General features: G+C 68.9%; 17 protein-coding genes. 12 read left to right on the top strand and 5 right to left on the bottom strand.

The genetic code is table 11. The features are described from left to right. Positions 1-54: 54 nt before the first annotated feature. The 5 genes from AAC944_RS02010 to AAC944_RS01990 all read left to right on the top strand — a co-directional run bounded on the left by AAC944_RS02010 (position 55) and on the right by AAC944_RS01990 (position 8,185). Positions 55-516 carry an NUDIX hydrolase gene (locus tag AAC944_RS02010; protein WP_037771052.1) on the top strand — a complete coding sequence of 154 codons (462 nt, stop codon included), beginning with the start codon at positions 55-57 and terminating at the stop codon, positions 514-516. Between the two features lie 391 nt (positions 517-907). Continuing rightward, on the top strand, positions 908-1,333 hold the full coding sequence (locus AAC944_RS02005; RefSeq protein WP_051871299.1) for an effector-associated constant component EACC1: 426 nt from the start codon (positions 908-910) through the stop codon (positions 1,331-1,333). Next, complete coding sequence (locus tag AAC944_RS02000) at positions 1,302-5,738, top strand: caspase, EACC1-associated type (RefSeq protein WP_368396767.1); 4,437 nt, start codon at positions 1,302-1,304, stop codon at positions 5,736-5,738. Before AAC944_RS02005 ends, AAC944_RS02000 begins: the two co-directional genes overlap by 32 nt. Before the next feature lie 1,371 nt (positions 5,739-7,109). Beyond that, entirely contained in the window at positions 7,110-7,733 is a 624-nt protein-coding gene (locus AAC944_RS01995; RefSeq protein ID WP_196942702.1) for a calcium-binding protein, read from the top strand. Positions 7,734-7,792: 59 nt separating this feature from the next. Beyond that, positions 7,793-8,185, top strand: a complete 393-nt coding sequence (locus tag AAC944_RS01990) for a nuclear transport factor 2 family protein (RefSeq protein ID WP_030607473.1) — start codon at positions 7,793-7,795, stop codon at positions 8,183-8,185. Positions 8,186-8,305: 120 nt separating this feature from the next. Here the strand turns inward: AAC944_RS01990 and AAC944_RS01985 are convergent, their stop codons facing one another. Both AAC944_RS01985 and AAC944_RS01980 read right to left on the bottom strand, forming a co-directional pair. Continuing rightward, a complete protein-coding gene (locus AAC944_RS01985) occupies positions 8,306-8,566 on the bottom strand; it encodes a hypothetical protein (protein WP_030607476.1) in 261 nt (86 codons plus the stop codon). A gap of 386 nt (positions 8,567-8,952) precedes the next feature. Further along, on the bottom strand, positions 8,953-10,386 hold the full coding sequence (locus tag AAC944_RS01980; protein WP_030607479.1) for an MFS transporter: 1,434 nt from the start codon (positions 10,384-10,386) through the stop codon (positions 8,953-8,955). A 263-nt stretch (positions 10,387-10,649) separates the two neighbouring features. Between AAC944_RS01980 and AAC944_RS01975 the strand changes: the two genes are divergently transcribed. The 6 genes from AAC944_RS01975 (at position 10,650) to AAC944_RS01950 (ending at position 17,179) form a co-directional block, all read left to right on the top strand. Next, positions 10,650-12,224: a GMC oxidoreductase gene (locus AAC944_RS01975; RefSeq protein WP_051871302.1), complete on the top strand. Its 1,575-nt coding sequence runs from the start codon at positions 10,650-10,652 to the stop codon at positions 12,222-12,224. A 42-nt stretch (positions 12,225-12,266) separates the two neighbouring features. Beyond that, complete coding sequence (locus AAC944_RS01970; protein WP_030607483.1) at positions 12,267-12,665, top strand: C-glycoside deglycosidase beta subunit domain-containing protein; 399 nt, start codon at positions 12,267-12,269, stop codon at positions 12,663-12,665. Further along, positions 12,662-13,564: a sugar phosphate isomerase/epimerase family protein gene (locus AAC944_RS01965; RefSeq protein WP_063759854.1), complete on the top strand. Its 903-nt coding sequence runs from the start codon at positions 12,662-12,664 to the stop codon at positions 13,562-13,564. The genes AAC944_RS01970 and AAC944_RS01965 overlap by 4 nt, the downstream gene beginning before the upstream one ends. Positions 13,565-13,603: 39 nt before the next feature. After that, on the top strand, positions 13,604-14,713 hold the full coding sequence (locus AAC944_RS01960; protein ID WP_030607488.1) for a Gfo/Idh/MocA family protein: 1,110 nt from the start codon (positions 13,604-13,606) through the stop codon (positions 14,711-14,713). Beyond that, on the top strand, positions 14,710-15,741 hold the full coding sequence (locus AAC944_RS01955) for a sugar phosphate isomerase/epimerase family protein (protein ID WP_051871303.1): 1,032 nt from the start codon (positions 14,710-14,712) through the stop codon (positions 15,739-15,741). The genes AAC944_RS01960 and AAC944_RS01955 overlap by 4 nt, the downstream gene beginning before the upstream one ends. A 118-nt stretch (positions 15,742-15,859) precedes the next feature. Then, positions 15,860-17,179: an ROK family protein gene (locus AAC944_RS01950; RefSeq protein ID WP_051871304.1), complete on the top strand. Its 1,320-nt coding sequence runs from the start codon at positions 15,860-15,862 to the stop codon at positions 17,177-17,179. Between the two features lie 43 nt (positions 17,180-17,222). Here the strand turns inward: AAC944_RS01950 and AAC944_RS01945 are convergent, their stop codons facing one another. Next, entirely contained in the window at positions 17,223-18,470 is a 1,248-nt protein-coding gene (locus AAC944_RS01945) for an FAD-dependent oxidoreductase (RefSeq protein WP_030607497.1), read from the bottom strand. A gap of 399 nt (positions 18,471-18,869) precedes the next feature. On the opposite strand from AAC944_RS01945, the gene AAC944_RS01940 reads away from it, so the two are divergent. Beyond that, entirely contained in the window at positions 18,870-19,541 is a 672-nt protein-coding gene (locus tag AAC944_RS01940; protein ID WP_030607500.1) for a TetR/AcrR family transcriptional regulator, read from the top strand. Between the two features lie 146 nt (positions 19,542-19,687). Here AAC944_RS01940 and AAC944_RS01935 read toward each other — a convergent pair whose 3' ends face one another. Both AAC944_RS01935 and AAC944_RS01930 read right to left on the bottom strand, forming a co-directional pair. Continuing rightward, a complete protein-coding gene (locus AAC944_RS01935) occupies positions 19,688-19,816 on the bottom strand; it encodes a hypothetical protein (RefSeq protein ID WP_368396765.1) in 129 nt (42 codons plus the stop codon). Between the two features lie 24 nt (positions 19,817-19,840). Continuing rightward, a complete protein-coding gene (locus AAC944_RS01930) occupies positions 19,841-20,737 on the bottom strand; it encodes a universal stress protein (RefSeq protein WP_030607503.1) in 897 nt (298 codons plus the stop codon). Between the last annotated feature and the right edge of the window lie 23 nt (positions 20,738-20,760).

The following is a 20,760-nucleotide window of genomic DNA, read 5'->3' as shown; positions in this document are numbered from 1 at the left end:
CCGGCGGCGTGCTACGTTCCGAATGCCCCGGTCAGCCGCCGTACGAGGACCGATATGCGATACACACCGCCGCTGTGGCCCGTCTCCGTGAAGGGCGTCGCTCTCGACGCGCAGCACCGTGTGCTGCTGCTCCGCAACGAGCGAGAGGAGTGGGAACTCCCGGGCGGGCGCCTGGAGGTGGGCAACGCGGAGACCGGTCAGCTCCCGGACCTCAGCCCGGAGGCCGCGGTGGCGCGCGAGGTGCAGGAAGAGACGGGCTGGGAGGTCAAGGCCGGCCCCCTGCTGAATACCTGGATCTATGAGCCGATCCCCGGCCGCCGCGTCCTGATCGTCACCTACGGGTGCACCGTCGGCACGCCGGAGGCAGAGCCGGTGATCAGCCACGAGCACGAGCAGATCGGCCTCTTCCACAGGGACGAGGTACCGGGGCTGGCCATGCCCGAGGGCTACAAGCACTCGATCGCCACCTGGTACGCCCGACTCCACAGCGCCGATCCCCGCAGCGAGACGTTGTAGGCGAACGCGGCGCGCAGAGAAGCGGAAGCCGTGGCGGCCACCGTCGTTCGTTCGGGCCGACAGGATCCGACGGCTCCCTACGCGCTGGGGCACTGGACCACACCTCAGGCCGAGGCGGTGCTCGCGGCCGACGAGCTGGGGCCGATCCCGCGCTTCTTCCGCGTCCTGCAGCCCGCGGCCAGGGAACCGGTGGCTCCGGCCGGCAGGCGGGCAGTGTCCCGGCCCTCGACGTCAGTCACGCGGACGCCCGGCAACGCCGCCTGCCCTGCGTACTCCATTGGCCATGGATAGTGCGCCAAAACACAGCTGCGGACGCCACCTGGTAGCACACTTGCCCACATTATCGGGCTGCATCTGTTCAACCGGAGCAACCGCCGAGTATGTTCGTCGTGTGGAAGCAGGTACCCACATTCTGCGTATCACGCTGACCGGGCCGCAATCGCAGGAAGAACTGCGCTCTCTGTTCGCCTGGTTGACAGCGGAGAGCGAGCTGCGCGGCCGCGTGGACATGGCCGGGCAAGTGCCTGAACCCGGCAAGCTCGGGACGGCCGCCCAAGAGCTCATCATTGCCTTGGGCCCCGCCGGGGCGACCGTACTGGCGGCGACAGTCGTCACCTGGCTCCGTCAGCGCACCACCACGATTCGGTGCAGGGCAACCACCGAGGACGGGCGCAGCATCGAACTGGCGGCCACGCGAGTTCGTGGGGCTGATCCCGACACCGTGCAGTCATTGATCGGCCAGCTCACTGCGCTCGGCACGAACACCAGTGGCGCGAGGAGCGAACATGGCAGCACCACCACGGGGCCCGAGCCGTGATACGGCGACCGGGCTGGCCTCGCCCGGCACCCGCGCCCTGCTGATCGGCACCGGAAAGTACACGGCGTCGTGCGGGGTGCCTGACGTACCCGCGGTGGCGAGTTCGCTCGCGGACCTGGGACAGACCCTCGTCGAACGGTGCGGACTGGCGGAACGGAACCTGCGGCTCGTGTGCGACCCGGCCCACCCGACCGAGTTGGGTCTCGCCCTGGCCGAGCAGTCCGAGCAGGCGGAACAGGCACTGTTCGTCTACTACGTCGGACATGGTCTGGTCAGCCCCAGCGGGGAACTCCACCTGGCCACGCAGGTGACCGACCCCCGCCCCAATCGCCTGGCGCACACCTCCCTGGCCTACGCCGCGGTGCGTGACTGCCTCCTCTCCAGCCGGGCACGCACCGTGGTCGTCGTCCTGGACTGCTGCTTCTCAGGCCGTGCCGTGGGAACCTTGGGAGACGATGACATCGGCGACACCGCGGGTATCGCCCGGATCCACGGTGGGTACGTCCTCACGGCAGCGGCCCGCGATGCATCGGCTCTCGCCCCTTGCGGTGCGCCGCACACGGCATTCACCGGGGAGCTGATCAACCTGCTCGTGCGCGGTGATCCGTCGGGGCCGGCCGAACTCACCTTGCACGACGCGTACCGCTACCTCTATCACGCGCTGCCCGCGCGCGGCTGTCCGCGGCCGTGCCACCGGGCCACCGAATGGGCGCAGGACCTTGTCCTCGCTCCGAATCCCGCCTACCGGCCCCCTGTCCAAGACCCGCCCACGACCCGCGCTTCGCGGCCGGAGCCGACCGTATGCCCGTACCCGGGACTGGCCTCTTTCGGCCCCGGTGACAGCCAGTGGTTCTTCGGGCGCGAACGCCTGACCCGGGAACTCACCGACCGCCTGGTTGACCGGATGCGCACGGCCCGACCGCTCTTCGTCATCGGGCCCTCCGGGTCGGGCAAGTCCTCTCTTCTCCGGGCCGGGCTGCTCAATGCCCTGGCGACCGGCGGCCTCGCGGTGCCCGGCGCCCGGACCTGGCCGCACCTCCTGCTCACCCCGACCACGCATCCCATCGACGAACTCGTCTCGAAACTCAACACGCTGATACCGCCGGAAAACCGTCTGAACACCAACGCTGCCGCACAGGCGCCGCACATCTGCGTCGACGCCGTCCGCTCCGTCCTGGAAGCCCGAGGCGGCGGGAGCCCGGCCGATGGAGCTCGCCTGGTCATCGTCGTCGACCAGTTCGAGGAGGTCTTCTCCCAGTGTCACGACGAACATGAACGTGCCGCATTCATCGACATCCTGTGCCAGGTTGCCGGCGCTGACGCGGAACGGGAGCCGTCCGCACTGGTCGTCCTTGGTGTACGGGCCGATTTCTACCCGCACTGTGCGGCGCACCCCGCGCTCCGGCCGGCCCTGCAGACCGGGCAGGTGGTGGTCGGAGCGATGACCCGCCAGGAGCTGCGGGACGCGATCGACAAGCCAGCCCGGGCGACCGAGATCGCGCTTGAGCCCGGCCTTACCGATGTCCTGCTGAGCGATCTGGGTATCGACACCGACCCCGTCACCACAACCGATCCTGCCATCGAAACAGAACTCACCGCCGCAACCGGTACTTCTGCCGCCACCGACGCTCCGCGGACCGGCTCCGCCGGCACCCTGCCGTTACTGGCCCACGTCTTGCGCGCCACCTGGCAACGCCGTTCGGGACGCCTGCTCACTGTGAACGGTTATCTGGGGGCCGGCGGGATCACCGGAGCCGTGGCTGTGACGGCCGAGAACACCTACGCGGCACTCGATGACGAGGCCAAGGACTCGGCACGGCTCCTCCTGCTGAACATGGTGCAGGTCGGTGAGGCCACCGAAGACATCCGGCGGCGCGTCGACCCGGCGGCACTCCTGCGGGACATGCCGAACCCCTCCTCGGCCGCGACCGCCATGGACGCACTGACCCGGTCCCGTCTCGTCACCTTGGGAGAGGGAAGTGCGGAGATCGTCCACGAGGCGCTGCTGCGGGCATGGCCCCGGCTGCGCGGATGGATCGACGCCGACCGCATCGGCCTCCGTACCCATCAGCGGCTCGCCGCCGACGCGGACGCCTGGGACCGCCAGCACCGTGATCCTTCCCTGTTGTACCGCGGGAGCCGACTGGGCGTCTCGCGTGATTGGGCGGCCGATGCCGCCAACCAGCGGCGCCTGACAACGGTGCAGAAGGCGTTCCTGGACGCCGGATCCGCCCTGGAGACCAGCGAACTGCGCACTGAGCGGAGGCGCACCCGTCGCCTGCGTGTGCTGATCGTCGCGCTCAGCGTCATCCTCCTCATGGCGCTGGGTGCGGGGGGCGTGGCCCTGCAGCAGCGGCAGAAGGCCCTGAACGGGCAGCACGTTGCCCTGTCGCGGGCCCTGGCCATCAAGGCCAGTTCGCTGGCGACCCAGCACCCCGACGCGCAGATGCTGCTCGCGCTGGAGGCGTACCACCAGTACCCGACTGCGGAAGCACGTAGTGCGCTCCTCAGCCAGCAGTCCAACCTGTTCGCCGGGACCGTCGAGGGGCACATGGGCACAGTCAACGCGGTCGTCTACTCCCCGGACGGCAGATTGCTCGCCTCCGCCGGCACCGACAGCAGCGTACGGCTGTGGAAGCCCGCCGCACGCCGCGCCGTCGCCGTCCTGAAGGGCCACAGCGGCTCCGTCAACGCCGTGGCCTTCAGCCCCGACGGCCGGACCCTCGCCTCCGCCGGCACCGACGGCAGCGTACGGTTGTGGAAGCCCGCCGCACGCCGCGCCGTCGCCGTCCTGAAGGGCCACAGCGGCTCCGTCAACGCCGTGGCCTTCAGCCCCGACGGCCGGACCCTCGCCTCCGCCGGCACCGACCGTACTGTCAGGATCTGGAGCACTTCGAGGTGGCAATCCGAAGCCGTGCTCAAAGGGCACGGGGCCGGAGTGCAGGGCAATGGAGTACGGGACGTGGCCTTCGCTCCACAGGATCGTGTCCTGGCGACCGCGGGCGACGATCAGACCGTCAAACTGTGGGACCTCGACACCCACAAGGAGACCGCCACGCTCACCGGCCATCGCAACAGTGTGGCCACCGCGGCCTTTTCGCCCGACGGGAAGTACCTGGCCTCCGGCGGGCCGGTTGACGCCAGGATATGGCGGACCACCGACCGCAAGCTCCACGCGGACCTCGTCACTGACACCGCCCAGGTGCGTGAGGTCCGCTTCAGCCCCGACAGCCGCCTCCTGGCCGGCGCGAGTGACGGTGACTTCGTCTATCTGTGGGGTGTGGAGAAGGCAGTGGAGGGCACCAGGATCACCGGCCACGTGGGTGGAGTGAAAAGCGTCGATTTCTCCCCGGACGGACGCATGCTCGCCAGCGGCAGCAGCGACCGGACCATTCGTCTGTGGGCCACCAGCAGGACCTATCTCACGTCCGTTCCCAACGACACGCGCGGCCATGTGGCCGTCAGCCCCAACGGCCGGACCATCGCCGCGTACAACGGCAATGATCACTCCATCGGTCTGTGGGACCTCCGCACACACCGCCGCTACGCTTCTCTGTCAGGCAACAAGAAACTCGCCTACGACATCGATTTCAGCCCTGACGGCCGCCTCGTCGCCACGGCGGGCCAGGACGGCTACGCGCGCATCTGGGACACGCGAACGCACCGGCAGACAGCCGCCTTGAGCACGTCGGCCGACTCCAGACTCTTCCGTTCCACCTTCAGCCCGGACGGCCGGACCCTCGTCACCACCAGCCAGCAGGGCAACGTACGACTGTGGGACGTGACGTCACGTCGTCTGACCGCGACTTTGCCACGGCAGGAAGGCTCCGTGCTCGGAACTGAGTACAGCTCCGACGGACGGAGGTTCGCCACGTTCGGCGAGAGCGGTGTCGTCCGGCTGTGGGACGCCGCCACCCACAGGCAGGTGGCCTCCTTCAACCCGCGAGCCGGCACTATCTGGCAGACCACCTACAGCCCCGACGGCCGCCGTCTCGCCACGGCCGGCCAGGACAGCACGGTGCAACTATGGGACGCCACCACCCTGCGCCGTATCGCCAAGTTGGACATTCTCGGCGGGAGCCTGGGCTATGTGCAGTTCAGTCCCGACGGCCGGTCTCTGGCCACCGCACAGGACGACGGCAGCATCCAGATCTGGAACATCGCCGAACGCTCTCTCACCACCACGTTGACCGGCCACCAGAGCTGGGTGATCGAAGTGCTCTTCATCGCCGACGGCCGCAGGCTTATCAGCGTGGGAGAGGACACCGTCCGTATCTGGAATCTGAACGTCACCCACGCCACGTCCCGCATCTGTCAGGCGATCTCCGGCACGGTCACCGAACGCGAATGGAAGCAACTCATGCCCGACGTGCCGTATCACCACTACTGCAGAGACTCCCGATGACACTCAATGTCCCGCCTTCCGGCATGAATTCGAGACCCGCACGAACACTTCGGACCTGTTCCGCTGCACCCGTTGGCATTGACGTCGGCAAGGACGCTGGGGGACAGCCCCATTGTGAAGTCCGCCTCTCGGAGACGCCGCAGGATGGCTTGCCGGAGATCCCGCGGAAAGGATGAAGAAGGTCGCTCCACTGAAGCCCGGAGGGTGTTGCCGGGGTCTTCGAGAACGAACTGCTTCCGTCAGCGTCGCCCCGGTACCTGTGGAGACGCCGGGGTAGGCGGAACACGGGGTCCAGAAGGGCCGCCCGGCGCGGGGCCCGCTGCCGAGCCAGGCACCGCGCTGCTGTACCCGAACGAAGTGATGAGTTGGGTCTTCCCACTGAGCAAGGGGCTCGCGCTGCGCCATCGTCCAGGCACGTCGAGAAGCTCGCCAGCACAGTTGCATGCTGCCCGGGCCGATCCATTTGCTGGACGTCGCTTCCTCCGCGGTGCTCCACACTATCGCCGGCAGCCCGGTTGCACGCAGACGGGCGCGGCGCCAACTGCCGCGTGGTGAGGTTCGTGCGGTAGTGCGGACGTGATCGTTTCTGACCGTCTCTGGGCGGACCAATGCTGACCCGGTGCTGACGTTCCTGACCGCCTGACAGGTGTGGTGAAGCGCCGAGTTCGGCCTGTCGGAAGTCTGGCCGCGGTATCGGTCGACGGGGAGGTCAGGTGCGGTGCCTACGGTCAGGCGGTCCGTCGTTCTGCTTCTCCAGAAGCTGACGCGCTTCGCTGACCATGGCCCCGACGGTGTCGCGCCGTGGCTGAGTCTCCCTCTTCAGAAGGATCAGTACTGTAACGGTCTCATCCGGTGGCTCAAGTCCTCGAAGACCTCAGCAGTAATGTGCGATTGTTTTTTGGAATAATGCATCGTGAAGATGTGATTCCGCATGGCCGAGGCGCCGATGTGCTCGCTGCGGCGTCTATTGACTCCCCCCATGGGGATGGGCAACCTCTTGAGTGTGACCCGCCGTTGGCGCGAACAGTAATGAAGTCGCTGGGCGATCAAGTCTGCGCTGTGCGGAGTGCCCCGCTCTGTCAGTCGGCAATCCGATTTCAGCTCCGTCGGCATTTCCTGCAGTGAAGGACGAGCCGGACCAGGGTATTCGGCGGCGCGGACGTCGGTGCGCCATGTGAGTGCGGACCGACGTTTTTCCCCACTCGTATGAGGTGGAAGGAAGTGTTCTCCATGTTCGAATCACGGGGCGGGACGCGTCCTGGATGCCGACTGGTTGTGCGTATGGCCATGTTGGCGGCAGCGGTGGGAGCGGTCTTGGTGAGCCCCGGTACTGTCCGTGCCGACACCACGGTCGATGAGAAGTGTCTCGGAATGACAGCGACGAAAAAGGGCACTGAAGTGAACGACACGCTCATCGGCACCAACGGCCGTGACGTCATCGTCGGTCTCGGTGGCAACGACACGATCCGCGGTCTCGACGGTCCGGACGTGATCTGCGGAGACTACGGCGATCGAGCCGGGAGCCGGCCCGGTAAGGACACCATCTATGCCGGGCCGAGCGGCCTCGGAGCAACCGATGTGGACATGGTCCGCGGGCAGGAGCGCAACGACAGGCTCTACGGCGAGGCCGGAACGGACGAGCTCGAGGGCCAGGCCGGCGACGACGAGATCCGTGGTGGGCCGGGCAACGACGACCACAACGGGCTCGAAGGCAACGACAAGATGTACGGCGGCCCGGGCGACGACATGCTTCGTGAGTCCAACGCCAACAGCGGAAATGACAAGCTCTTCGGCGAGGACGGCAACGACGAGCTGCAGAGCAACGACGGTAACGATCAGCTCCGAGGAGGCAAGGACAACGACACCCTGATGGGCGAGGACGGCAACGACGACCTCGACGGCAACCAGGGGCAGAACACGAACGACGGCGGAGCGGGACGAGACCGGTGCGTCAATCCCAGCGCGCCAGCAGCTGTCAATTGTGAACGGCCGTAGCCGTCAGATCCCCACTGAGCTCAGTCGCAGCCGATCCATAGACCGTCTGGGAGCACGTCATGTCCGAGTCACCGAATATCGCCGTCGTCCGCCGGATGTATGAGTCCAAGGCCGCCCCGGACGTTCTCCAGGAAGTCATTCATCCGGAGATCGTCTGGGACATCACCCCCGGTTTCCCGGGAGGCGGTGTGTACAACGGCTTCGAGAGCGTGGCGCACGATTTCTTCGGCCCTCTCTTCGAGCGGCTGGAGACCTTCTACCCCGTGTGCAGGGAGTGCTACGCCGACAGCGAGAATCACGTCTTCGCCTTCGGCCACTACCATGGTGCGATCAAGGGTGGGAAGGCCGTTGACGTGCGGTTCATCCACATCTGGACCGTCCGTGACGGCAAGCTCGTGCACCTTCGCCAGGCTGCGGACAGCCTCGTCCTCGACCGGGCCCTGAACGGCTGAGACACCGTCCACGAGCGGAGCGCAGCCCACTCGTGAGTGCTGCCCTGGCCAACGGCGGCCCCACCGTGTCTCGTGGGGGCCGGCAGTGACACCAGTGACGACGGCGTGGGGGCGGCGACATCACTTGCGCCACAGTGTGCGCCGTCGGGCCCGGTTCTCTTCCCAGTAGACGTGCGCGGACCCGAAGACGGCTATCAGGGTGGCGATGACCGCGCCCACGAAAATGCCAATTGTCATAATGACGTTCAGATATGGCACGTTCCGCGCCAGAATCGCCAGCACGACCCAGACGATGCCGGCTCCGAGCCATATGCGCCAGATGAGCTTGAGTGTGTCGCTACCGGCTTGTTTGGTGTCGCGGTAACGGTCGTTGCTGGGCATCTTCCCCCCTCATGTCAGGCGGGGAGCACTTGGCCGACTATTTTACGGTGTCAGACTACTCCGTGTCTTCGGGCCAGTCCGCATGCGCGACGGAAGCAAGACCGATGTGGGTGATGTGACCGAGCGCGACAGTTGGCGTCATTCGCCAAGTACGGTGCCCAGTTCCGCAGGAGGACGAACGACTGCATGGCGGCCGAGCCCCTCGGGGCTCTCGTCAAAGCTCGAATCCGCGGCGTCCCGGTGACCGACTGGATTATCAGTGCTCACAAGGCTCCGCATCCCCGGGGAGTCCAGGCCGTTCGGCCGCTGTGTTGTGACCGGGGTGCGACCGCCTGCTCGGAGCGGTCGGCGCGAACGCTCGTTCAGCGTTGTCCCTTCCCTCGCCTTCAGTCCTCGCCGCGGCGTCGAAGGTTCTCCGCCTTGACGCCGGGCAGTTTCGCCTCCAGCGTGTAGGTGGCGATCACTGTGACCTGCAGGACGGCGATGAGGGTGGGCAGCCCGATGAAGAGCACGGCGATACCGTCGCTCACCTGCCCGGTGACTGCGTCGGGCCGGTAGTCGACGGCCGCCAGTCCCCAGGCCAGGCAGGCCGAGCCGAGTGCGGCACCGATCTTGGTGCTCATGCTGTAGCCCGCGAACAGCAGCCCTTCGTCCCGGCGGCCGCTGCGCCACTCGTGCCACTCGACGGTGTCCGCCACCAGCGCGGGGACGGCGACGAAGCCCAGGCCGCCGACGAGGTTGGCTACAAAGAAGACGATGGTGAAGGCAACAAGGTTGTCGCGCAGGAGCAGGAGGAGGGCGGAGAGGGCGACGCAGGCCAGTAGTCCGAGCAGGATGCCCCGCCGGTGTCCGAGAATCTGAAGGATGCGGGCAGTGACCAGCGAGCCCAGCACCGCGGACAGCGAGAAGGCCAGCAGAAGTACGGAGACGGCTGCGGGCTTGTGCAGCGCGTGAAGAGCGAAGTAGACCGCGCCGCCAGTGATGATGCCGAGCCGGGCGAAGGCCAGCGTGGAGAAGCTGAAGACGGACAGCCACGGCGCGTTGTGGACCAGAGCCTTGATCGAGTGCCAGGCGCCGGCCCGGTCGGTGACCACGGAGGCGACCGGTACACGCTCTTTGACGAGGGCGAAGACGGCCCAGAACAGCGCCATCCCCAGTGCCGAGTACAGGGCGATGGTCCAGGCGAACCCCGCGCGTGATGTCGGCGAGCCACCGGTCAGGCTGATGAGTGGGTGGGTCAGTGTGGAGACAGCGATGAGGCCGATACCGACGCCGAATGAGCGCATGCCGGCCAGCTGCATGCGCGTCGCGGAGTCCCGCGTGGCCATGGCCATGAGTGCACCGTAGGGAACGTTCACCAGCGAGTACGCCAACCCGACGAGGACGAAGGTCACGTAGGCGTACGTGATCGCGGCGGTGCTGCCGCCGCCGGGTGTGAGGAATGTGAGCAGTGTCAGGGCGCCCAGCAGTGGCGCCCCGAACAGCAAGTAGGGCCTGGCCCGGCCCCACCGTGATGTGGTGCGGTCGAGAGCGAGTCCGACAGCGGGATCGAAGAGTGCGTCGAGCAGCCGTGCGACCAGCATGAGTGTGCCGGCGGCCCCGGCCGCGATACCTGCCACGTCGGTGTAGAAGAACAACAGGTAGCTGGAGATGGTGGTCCACGTCAGGTTGGATGCCAGATCGCCCAGCGCGAAGGCCGCTCGCTCGCGGCGGCGCACCGCCCGCGGGTCGTCTGCCGGGGCGGGTTGCCCGCCGTCGGTGCCATCTTCCGCGGTCGAAGCCGGCTCGGTCGGCTCTGCGGCGTGCTGCCTGATGCTCATCGTCGTGTCCTCACGTCAGCGTCGTTGCCTAAGGGACTGGGGCGCATCTTGTGTTCGTGAGGGACTTAAGTCAATGGTCTCGTCGGTGCGTTCCCCTTCGCGGCAGTCAGGATGAGGTCATCCACCTGGGGCTTGTCTTATGTGCCTGAGGAACTTAAGTTGTGGAGCCGAGTGGCCCAGCTGGTCGAAAGCGCGACGGGCCGCGTCGATCTCGTCCGACAGTCGGCGACCGCTACGCATGTGCGGCGCCCAGGGAGGCCCGGATGCCCCGTTCCGCCAGTACTGATGAGCACGGTTCCGCCGCAGGGAGCAGCAGGTTCCCGGCCGGGGTCGATGTCGCGATCGTGGGCAGCGGTCCTGCCGGCGCTGCCTACGCCCGGGTCCTGAGCGAACTGGCTCCTGCCCTGAGGGTCGCCGTCTTCGAAGTGGGGCCGCTCGTCAGTGATCCGCCCGGCGCTCACGTGAAGAACATCGCGGACGACGAGCGGCGGGCGTCGGCGCAGCGTGCTTCGGAGGGACCTCTCCCGCTCGCGGGGGGTGTGCCGAGCAACACGATGGACGGCTACGCCAGCGATCAGCGCAGGCTGCAGCGGCCCGGCACGTTCCTGCTGGAGAAGGGGTGGCGTCAGGAGGGCGAGGACGGCCTGCCGGCCGGCGCGATGTCCAGCAACGTGGGCGGTATGGGCGCGCACTGGACCGGGGCGTGCCCCCGGCCGGGCGACAGCGAGGTCATCCCCTTCGTCTCCGAGATGCCCGTCCTGCTGGCTGAGGCCGAGCGGTTGCTCGGCGTCTCGGCCGAGGTGCTGGCCGACGCACCGTTCGCCGACGAGGTACGCAAGCGCCTCTCCGGTGCCCTCGACCACGACCGCGCCGCCGACAGACAGGTGCAGCCCATGCCGCTCGCCGTTCGGCGCGCTCGGGACGGCGGACTGCTGTGGAGCGGCACGGACGTGGTGTTCGGCGACGTCACCTGGGGCAACTCCCGGTTCTCCCTGCACCCGCAGGCCCTGGTGACCCGCGTTCTTCTGCACGAGGACGGTGGTGCCGTGCGCGGGGTGCGGGTCCGTGACCGGCGTACGGAGACCGAGCACGACGTCACCGCTCGCTATGTGGTGGTGGCCGCGGACAGTCTGCGTACCCCGCAGCTGTTGCACGCCTCCGATGTCCGTCCGCCCGCCCTCGGCCGCTACCTCAACGACCAGCCCCAGGTGGTGTACGCCGTGCGCATGCGGGATCTGCCGGACGGTCCGGCGGCGCGCGGCAGCGTGGGGGTCACGCCCAGCAGCGGCGTGACGTGGGTGCCGTTCACCGATACCCACCCGTTCCACGGCCAGGTGATGCAGCTCGACACCTCACCGGTCCAGTTGGCCGACGACGACTCGCGCCCCGGGGCGATCGTCGGGCTCGGCTGGTTCTGCGCCAAGGACCTCCAGGCGGACGACCGGGTCACCTTCCGCGACGACGAGCAGGACGGCTACGGCATGCCGGCGATGCAGATCCACTACCGGCTCACCGAGGCGGACCACGCCGCGATCAAGAACGCGCGGGCCGACATCCTCCGTGCCGCGGCAGCCCTCGGCGAGCCGCTCGACGACACCCCGCCCCTGGTCTTCCCCGCAGGCGCGTCCCTGCACTACCAGGGCACCGTCCGGATGGGCGCCACCGACGACGGGACCTCGGTGTGCGATCCGGCCAGCCAGGTGTGGGGCGTGCGCGGCCTGTTCGTGGCCGGCAACGGCGTCATCCCCACTGCCACGGCCTGCAACCCCACCCTGACCTCGGTCGCCCTCGCCGTCGGTGGCGCCCGCAGCATCGCCTCCGCCGAAGCCGACCACTGACCGTGCATACGAACCCCTCGTTCCCCACTCACCGGAGGACCCATGCTCGACCGGGACATCATCCAGAACCGCGGCGTGCGCAACGTCGACGCCGACGGGGAAACCATCGGCTTCCAGTTCAAGCTCCGGATGCCCAACTACCGCGGGCTGTGGGGCAGCCTCATCGAAGGCGTCGAGGTCCGGGTCGGTGACCTGTTCTGGGCTCGGGAGACGCCACTGTGGACCCTCCAGGGGCGCGACTTCACCTGCGCCGAGCTGCGCACCTCCACCGACGTGCGCTGGCAGCTCGACGAACCGGCCACCATCACCGTCCCGCACCCGGGCGGCCTGCCCGCGGGCGTGCACCACCTCCAGGTCGACATCGCCCTGCAAGCCCCGTACATCCCGGCCGAGTTCCAGCCCTCGGTCTTCCACGCCGAGCGAAAGGTCACCCTCCTGTGACAAGCGGGCACCCCACCCTGCAGTACGGCGTCTCCCTCTACAGCTACACCGGAGACCTCTACACCCTGCTCACCCTCGACGACGCCATGGCCGAGATCGCCGACCTCGGCGCGACCGGGATCGAGATCCTCGGCGAGGGCAACATCAGCGGCTACCCCACGCCGACCACCCGGTGGATCGACAACTGGCACGCCGGCCTGGAACGTCACCGACTGACCGCCACCAACTACGGCTCCTGGATCGACTCGCGGATGTGGCAGCACCGCGACCTGACTGTCGACGAGGGCGTCACCATCCTGCGCCGCGACCTGGACCTGGCGTCCACGCTCGGCTTCACCACCCTGCGCCCCAAGATCGGCGTGGTGTCGATGCACCTCAAGCCGCACCCCATCTGGGAACCGGTCATCGAACGCGTCCTGGACCGCGCGGCCGAACTCGGCATCGTCATCTGTCCGGAGATCCACGCACCCACCCCCCTCAGGCACGAGGTCGTCGACGACTACCTGACGTTCATCGAGCGCACCGGCACCGACCACTTCCGGCTCCTGATCGACACAGGCATCTTCCAGCGCGCCGCCACCGATGCCCACCAGGAAGGGCTCGACGAGGAGGCCCAGGAAGCCGGCTGGCGCACTCCTCTGGCCGTCCCCATGACGGACCTGGTGGCTGTACTGCCGTACGTCGCCTTCATCCAGGCGAAGTTCTTCGACATCACCGACGACCTCACCGATCCGCAGATCCCGTGGCAGGAGATCGTCAGCACCCTCGTCGAGCACGGCTACACCGGCTATCTCTCCAGCGAGTACGAGGGCGACCGCCTTCCCTACCGCGCAGTCGAACAGGTCCGCCGTCAGCACGCCCTGCTGCGGTCCCTGGAGCGCGACGCCCGTCGGCGCTGACGCCCACCCGCCCTGATCATCCACGAGAAGCGAGGTCTCATGCGCACCGTGCGCGCAGCCGTCGTCGGAACCGGCTTCATGGGAGCCGTCCACTCCCGTTCGATCATCGCCGCCGGCGGTGACCTGGTCGCCGTCGTGGGCTCCAGCCCCGAGAAGGGAAGAGCGGGAGCCCACGCGTTCGGAGCGGGCATGGGCACCGGCTCGGTGGACGAGGCGTTGGGGGCCGGAATTGACGTCCTGCACGTGTGCACGCCCAACGCTTCGCACGCCGGCTTCGTCCAGGCGGCGTTGCAGGCGGGCTGCCACGTGGTGTGCGAGAAGCCGCTCGCCACCGACACGGCCGACGCAGCGCGCCTGACGGCGCTGGCGGCCGACAGCGGACTCGTCGCCACGGTGCCGTTCGTCTACCGCTACTACGCCTCCGTCCGGGAGGCCCGGGCCCGGATCCAGGCCCGGGATGCGACGCCGCCGTGGCTGCTGCACGGCAGCTATCTGCAGGACTGGCTGGCCGACCCGGGCACCACGAACTGGCGTGTCGACGCGGCGACCGGCGGGGACAGCCGTGCGTTCGCCGACATCGGTGTCCACTGGTGCGACCTGGCGGAGTTCGTTACCGGCCAACGCATCGTCCGAGTGCACGCCCGGTTCGCCCGGTCCGTGCCCACCCGGCCCGGCCCCGCCGGCGAGCCCGTCACCGTCACCACTGAGGACGGGGCGGTCGTCGCCTTCACCACCGACACCGGCGCGCTCGGCAGCGTCGTGCTCAGCCAGGCGAGTGCCGGCCGCAAGAACGCCCTGTCCTTCTCCTTCGACGGGCCGGACGCCAGCTACGCGTTCCACCAGGAAACCCCGGAGACCCTCTGGATCGGCGGGCGGGACGTGAACCGGACGGTGGTCCGCGATCCGAGCCGCCCCGGTTCGCCGCCCGCCCCTCGGGGGGCACTGCCCTCCGGGCATCCCCAGGGCTACCACGAGTGCTTCACCGACTTCGTGGCCGACACCTACACCGCCCTACGCGGCGAGGCTGTCGAGGGCCTTCCCCGCTTCGCCGACGGCCTGCGCGCCGCCCGGATCACCGAGGCCGTCCTGGCTTCGGCCGCCTCCGGCAACTGGGCCGACGTCCCGGCCGACGACGAGGAGACAGTATGACGATCGAACAGCCGCAGGCGCCCGCCCGACAGCCTGTCACCCTCTTCACCGGGCAATGGGCGGACCTTCCCTTCGAAACGGTCGCCCGGCTGGCGAGCGAGTGGGGCTACGACGGACTGGAGATCGCCGCGTCCGGCGACCACCTCGACCTGGAGCGCGCCGAAGCCGACCCCGCCTACCTGCGCAGCCGTCTCGACATCCTCGACAGGTACGGTCTCGGCTGCTGGGCGATCTCCCACCACCTCACCAGGCAGGCGGTCTGCGACGACCCCATCGACTTCCGGCACCAGGCGATCCTGCGCGCGAGCACCTGGGGCGACGGCGAGCCCGAAGGCGTACGCCGGCGTGCCGCGCAGGACATGAAGCGCGCCGCCCGCGTGGCCCGCAGGCTCGGCGCGGATGTCGTCGTCGGTTTCACCGGATCGAAGATCTGGCCCTATGTCGCGATGTTCCCGCCGGTTCCCCAGGCGGTGATCGACGACGGTTACGCCGACTTCGCCCGCCGCTGGAACCCGATCCTCGACGTCTTCGACGACGAGGGGGTCCGCTTCGCTCACGAGGTGCATCCCGGGGAGATCGCCTACGACCACTGGACCAGCGTCCGTGCGCTGGAGGCCCTCGACCGGCGTGCGGCCTTCGGATTCAACTGGGACCCCTCGCACATGCTGTGGCAGGGCATCGACTCGGTCGGATTCATCACCGACTTCGCCGACCGCATCTACCACGTCGACTGCAAGGACACCCGCCTGCGGCCGGCCGGCGGGCGCGCGGGCGCCCTCGGCTCGCACCTTCCGTGGGGTGACCCGCGGCGCGGCTGGGACTTCGTGTCCACCGGCCACGGAGACGTCCCCTGGGAGGACGCCTTTCGTGCCCTCGCGTCGATCGGCTACGCCGGCCCCGTCTCCGTCGAGTGGGAGGACGCCGGCATGGACCGCCTGCACGGGGCCGCCGAAGCGCTCCGGTATGTCCGGTCCCTGCTGTGGCGGCTGCCGGGGGCGACCTTCGATGCGGCGTTCAGCAATCAATGACGAGGTGGACAGGCCATGGGTGCGTTCTGGACGGCCGGAACCCCCGCTCAGGGCGGGATCGTCCTGTCGTACCATCTCGTCCAGAGCAAGCCGTGGGAACGACGAACGGGGATACGACATGGGCCGCCCGGTCCCGATCAGTACCGCTCCCCGGCAGGAGCAGACGGCCGGGTTTCCCTCGGTGCCGGCTCTGGAAGCAGCCTCCCTCGCCCTGGTGATCAACCTCGTGCGCTCGGGCCGCGCTGCCACCCGGCCGGAACTGGTCACCGTGACGGGCCTCAGCCGCAAGGCCGTCACCCAGCGAGTCGACCAGGCTCTCGCGCTCGGACTCCTCGAGGACGGCGAACTGGCCCCCTCGTCAGGAGGCCGGCAGGCGCGCACGCTGCGCTTCCGTGCCGAGGCCGGCCACCTCTACAGCGCCTTCGTCGGGGCGTCGGAGTTCACGGCAGCCGTCATGGATCTCACCGGCACCGTCGTCGCCTCGCACCACGAGGACTGGGCCACTGACACCGGTCCCGAGCCCACGATGCGACAGATCCGGTCGGCGTTCACCACACTTGCCCGCAAGACCGGGCTCGGCAGGCCCTGGGCGATCGGCATCGGCATGCCCGGGCCGGTGGAGTTCGCCACCGGTCATCTCGTCGCGCCACCGATCATGCCCGGCTGGGACGGCTTCAGCGTGCGCTCCTGGCTGCGCGAGCACTACGACGCCCCCGTGTGGGTGGACAACGACGTCAACCTCATGGCCCTGGGCGAATGGACTGCGGGAGTCCCGCACGACGGACGCGACATGCTCTTCGTCAAGGTCGGCACCGGCATCGGAGCGGCCCTGGTCACCCGTGGACGTCTGCTGCGCGGCGACCGCGGCGCGGCGGGCGACATCGGCCACACCCACGTCACCGACGACCCCTCGGCCGTGTGCCGGTGCGGCCTGACCGGCTGTCTCGAAGCCGTCGCCAGCGGTTGGTCGATACTCGAGGAAGGCACCCGTCGGGTCGAGGAGAGCGCGCGACTCACCGCCTCACTGCGGCGAACGGGCCGTCTCACACTCGGCGCGATCGGTGCCGCCGCGGTCGACGGTGACCGCCTCGCCCTGGAAATGATCGACAAGCGCTCCCGTCTCGTCGCCGAAGTCATCGCCAACCTGGTCAACTTCTGCAACCCCGGTGTTCTCGTCCTGGGCGGCGGCATCCTGCGCACCGGCTCCCGTTTCGTCGACGTCGTCTCCTCGACGGTCCACGCGCGGTGCAACCGCCTCGTCACCTCCGGCCTGACGGTCCGCGCGGCCTCGCTGGATCACTTCGAAGGGGTCATCGGTGGCGGACTCCTCGCGAGTTCCGCACTGTTCGCCACCACTCCGCTCAGCCACTGGGTGGAGAGCGGCAGCCCGCTCGGCCACGCCACCACCCTGCAGCGGCTCTCCGAGGAATCCGCCTGACCGGGCCGCCCGTGCGGAGACCCGGTGCTGACCGCCGCCTGCCTCAGCCCGCCCTTCCGCCCGCGGCGACGAACGCCGTCTCGGCGCGCTCGATCTGCTCGATCTGCTTGACGATCTCGCCGGGCGTGCCCTCGCCGACGACCTTCTGGAGCAGCGGAGTGTGGTCCAGGACCGCGTCGCGCACGGGCCGCAGCAGTGCGGGCGCGTGGTGGAAGACCTTCCCGAGCGCCCAGGCCGTCTGGGACTGGCGGGCGGTATGAGGCTTGCGGGACACCTCGAACGCGGCAAGCGCGCGCTGGACAGCGCCGAGGTCCGTGAGGTCGACGCCGGCCAGCCGACGGCCGAGGAAATAGCCGTCCTCGGTGGCCATGCCCGCACCGTAGGCGGCGTACGGGGAGGTGGGATGGGCAGCGTCGCCGATCAAGGTGATGCGGCCCTTCGACCACTGCTTGAGCGGCTTGCGGTCGCGGATGGGCCAGCTCTGTACGTGCGCGGGATCGGTCGCGGCGATGAGGCGGGGCAGCGGATCGGGGAAGGCGCGGGCCAGGCCGGCAGCCGCGGAGTGCAGGTCGTCGGGTATGGGGCGGTCGATGTCGTGGGCACTGAGTACCCACCACTGGAAGCCGTCACGGCCCTTGCTGCGGATGGCCGTCCAGGCGCCCTGGACCGTCGGGCTGTGGGTGAGCACGCACAGCCCGGAAGGTGCGGAGACGTTCTCGTCGAGCGTATAGCCGCCGTAGAGCTGCAGATGGTGCGGGCGGATCGGTGAGTCGCCCCACAGGGCGCGGCGGACCAGGGAGTTGATGCCGTCGGCGCCGATCAGGACATCGGCCTCGTGCAGGGTGCCGTCGTCCATGCGCAGCCGGACCACACGCTCGTCCTGCTCGACGCCCGCCAGCGCCTGGCCTGTGTGCAGCACTCCTGCCGGGAGAGCTGCCAGCAGCCGCTCGTACAGGTCGGGGCGCAACAGGCCGATGAAGCCGCCGCCGTAGTCGCGTACGACCTGCTCGGGCAACCGGACCCGCACCCGCCGTTTGCCGCGCATGTTGCGGAACTCGCTCTGACACGGAGCGCCGAGGTCATCGGTGTCCACGCCGAGCAGGCCGAGAGCTTTGACGGGGGCGGGCCACAGGTTCAGGATGTTGCCGGCCGGCCGCGCCTGGGCGTGCCGCTCGAAGAGGGTGACGTGGTGGCCGGCCTGGTGGGCGGAGAGCGCGGCGGCCATGCCGGCGGGTCCGGCGCCGACGACGGCGACCCGGCCGGGCGTGGGGATGGTGGACGTTCGTGACATGTGCGGCTCCCTCTGGAACGTGCGGTTCCGTGGCCGGTCGGTCGGCGGTGGCGGGGGTAGCGGGACAGCACGGGCTCTTCTTCGGCCGGATCGTGAATGCGGTCCAGGAAGGTGGCGGTGCGGGTGTGCGCCGTGTGGGCGTCGAGGTCTTCGGAGGTCTCCCGCACCTCGGTGCAGATGACCGTGTCCGGGTCCTCCAGGTCGGCGGCACAGGCCAACTGTTCCCGGGCTCCGACAGCGGCCCGGGTACGGCTGAGCACGGGCACCATCGACAACCCCCTGAAAGCGTAGTGTGCGCTACGGTTAACTGCGAGGGATATTAGATCGGCCTGAGCGGGCCATATGTCAAGAGGCCCGTACCCGGGGCTTCTCACCGCGTACAGGAGAGAGGATGACGGAATGACCACCGCCGAAGGCCGTCCTGACGAGCTGGAGATTCGCGAACCCCGCCAGGAACGCACCCGGCGCACCTGGGCCCGCGTCCTGGACGCCGGCGTCTCCCTCATCGAGGAGGGCGGCTACGAAGCGTTCACCATCGCCGCACTCTGCGAGAAGGCGCAGGTCGCTCCCAGAGCCCTGTACGACCGCACCACCAGCAAGGACGCGCTCTTCCTGGCCGTCTACGAACACGGCATCTCCCGCGTCACCGCCGACCAGCAGGCCTTCACCGACCCGCACCGCTGGCAGTGCCTCCCTGCCAACGACATGATCACGGCAGCGGTCGCACAGCTGACCTCCCTCTTCCAGCAGCACGCCGCCTTCCTCAAGCCGGTGCTTCTGCTCTCCGGTGCCCATCCGGAGGTGCTGCGCCGTGGCCGGGCCCATGTCCACGCTCTCGCCGATGCCTTCACCGCGGTCCTGCTCCACGCCCGCGACGAGATAACCCACCCCGAGCCGGAAACAGCAGTACGGCAGTGCTTCGCCACCGTCTTCTCCGCGTGCGTCGTCCGCACCGCCCACGGACCGGATTTCGCCACCAGAGAGGTCGACCACCAAACCTTCACCGAGCACCTGGCCCTGACGGCCTGCCGAAGTCTGCTGGCCGCCTCCCCGGACGCCGCCACACAGTGAACCGACCTGCCTCAAGGACCACCGACTTCGACACGCGCGCCGAAGCGAGCCCGCGCCCGGCCCGCGGAGTGCTCGATGCGGTAGTGCTTTCCGCCGATCGGATCCGGAACGAGCTGCCCCACGGCCTGCGCCTCGCCATGAGCTGTTCAGCGCTGCAGCGCGAGGCCGCTCACGCGTGCCCGCTGGAGCCCGAACCGATCCCACAGGCCGAAGTCCGGCGTCAGCACGAGGTCCACGGTGATCGGCTTGGCGGAGTCGTCGTCGACGAGCCTCACCGGCTTGGTGTTCCCTGCTGCGAGTCAACTCGTGGGTATCAGTATGACGGGGCAGTGGGCGTGGTGGAGGGTCGCATGGGTGACCGGGCCCAGTTGGAGGCCGAAGTGGCGTGGTCGGCGGTGGGCCGCCAGGATGACGACATCGGCCTCCCGGCTGTACTCGACCATCGCCTGTGCCGGGCTCTGGCAGACGGCCAGTGCGGATGCCCGGACAGCGGGATACTCGTGTGCCAGCCTGGCGACGGCATATTGGGGGACCGCTTCTGCGGCCTTGCGCAGCCCTGCGACATCGTCCCAGCCCAGTTGAGAGGGCCGGGTCTGGTCGGCGTGCGGGGCCGGGAACTGCCAGGTGTGCAGGACCCGCAGTTCGGCGTCACTGCGGGCCGCCTCGGCGAAGGCGAACCGCAGGGCCTTCACGTCCGTGTCCGTGTCCGATGCAAGGCCGATGAGGACGGTGCCGCGGACGCGGTCCACGTCACCGCGTACCACCATCAGCGGGTTGGTGCAGTGAGCGGCGACGCGCAGGCTGACCGAGCCGAGCAGCAGCCCTGCGAATCCGCCGTGTCCGCGGGTACCGACGACGGTCAGCGAGGCGGTGCGGCCGCAGCGCAGGAGTGCCTCGGCGGCGGATTCCGTGGTCAGCGAAGGGATCATGAGGGTGTTCGGCGCCCGGGACCGGGCTCGTTCCACGGCGCCGTCCATCATTCGGCGTGCGCTGCTGTAGAGCAGCTTGCCCTCGTCGTCCTGGACCCCGTAGTCGGGAAGCGGGCGTTTGGGCCAGGGCCAGCCGGCCAGGATCTCCAGAGCCGTGCCACGGAGCCGGGCCTCGTCGGCCGCGCGGTCCAGAGCCCGTTCGGCGTGGGCTGAGCCGTCGAATCCGACGACTACCCGGCCGTGCGGCGTTTGCGGCGGCTGGGACATATGGACACCTCCTCGGAGCGGGG

It is taken from the genome of Streptomyces sclerotialus, assembly GCF_040907265.1.
GTDB lineage: Bacteria > Actinomycetota > Actinomycetes > Streptomycetales > Streptomycetaceae > Streptomyces > Streptomyces sclerotialus.
Note: the sequence above shows the minus strand (reverse complement) of the source record. Positions and strands in the feature narration are given on the sequence as shown.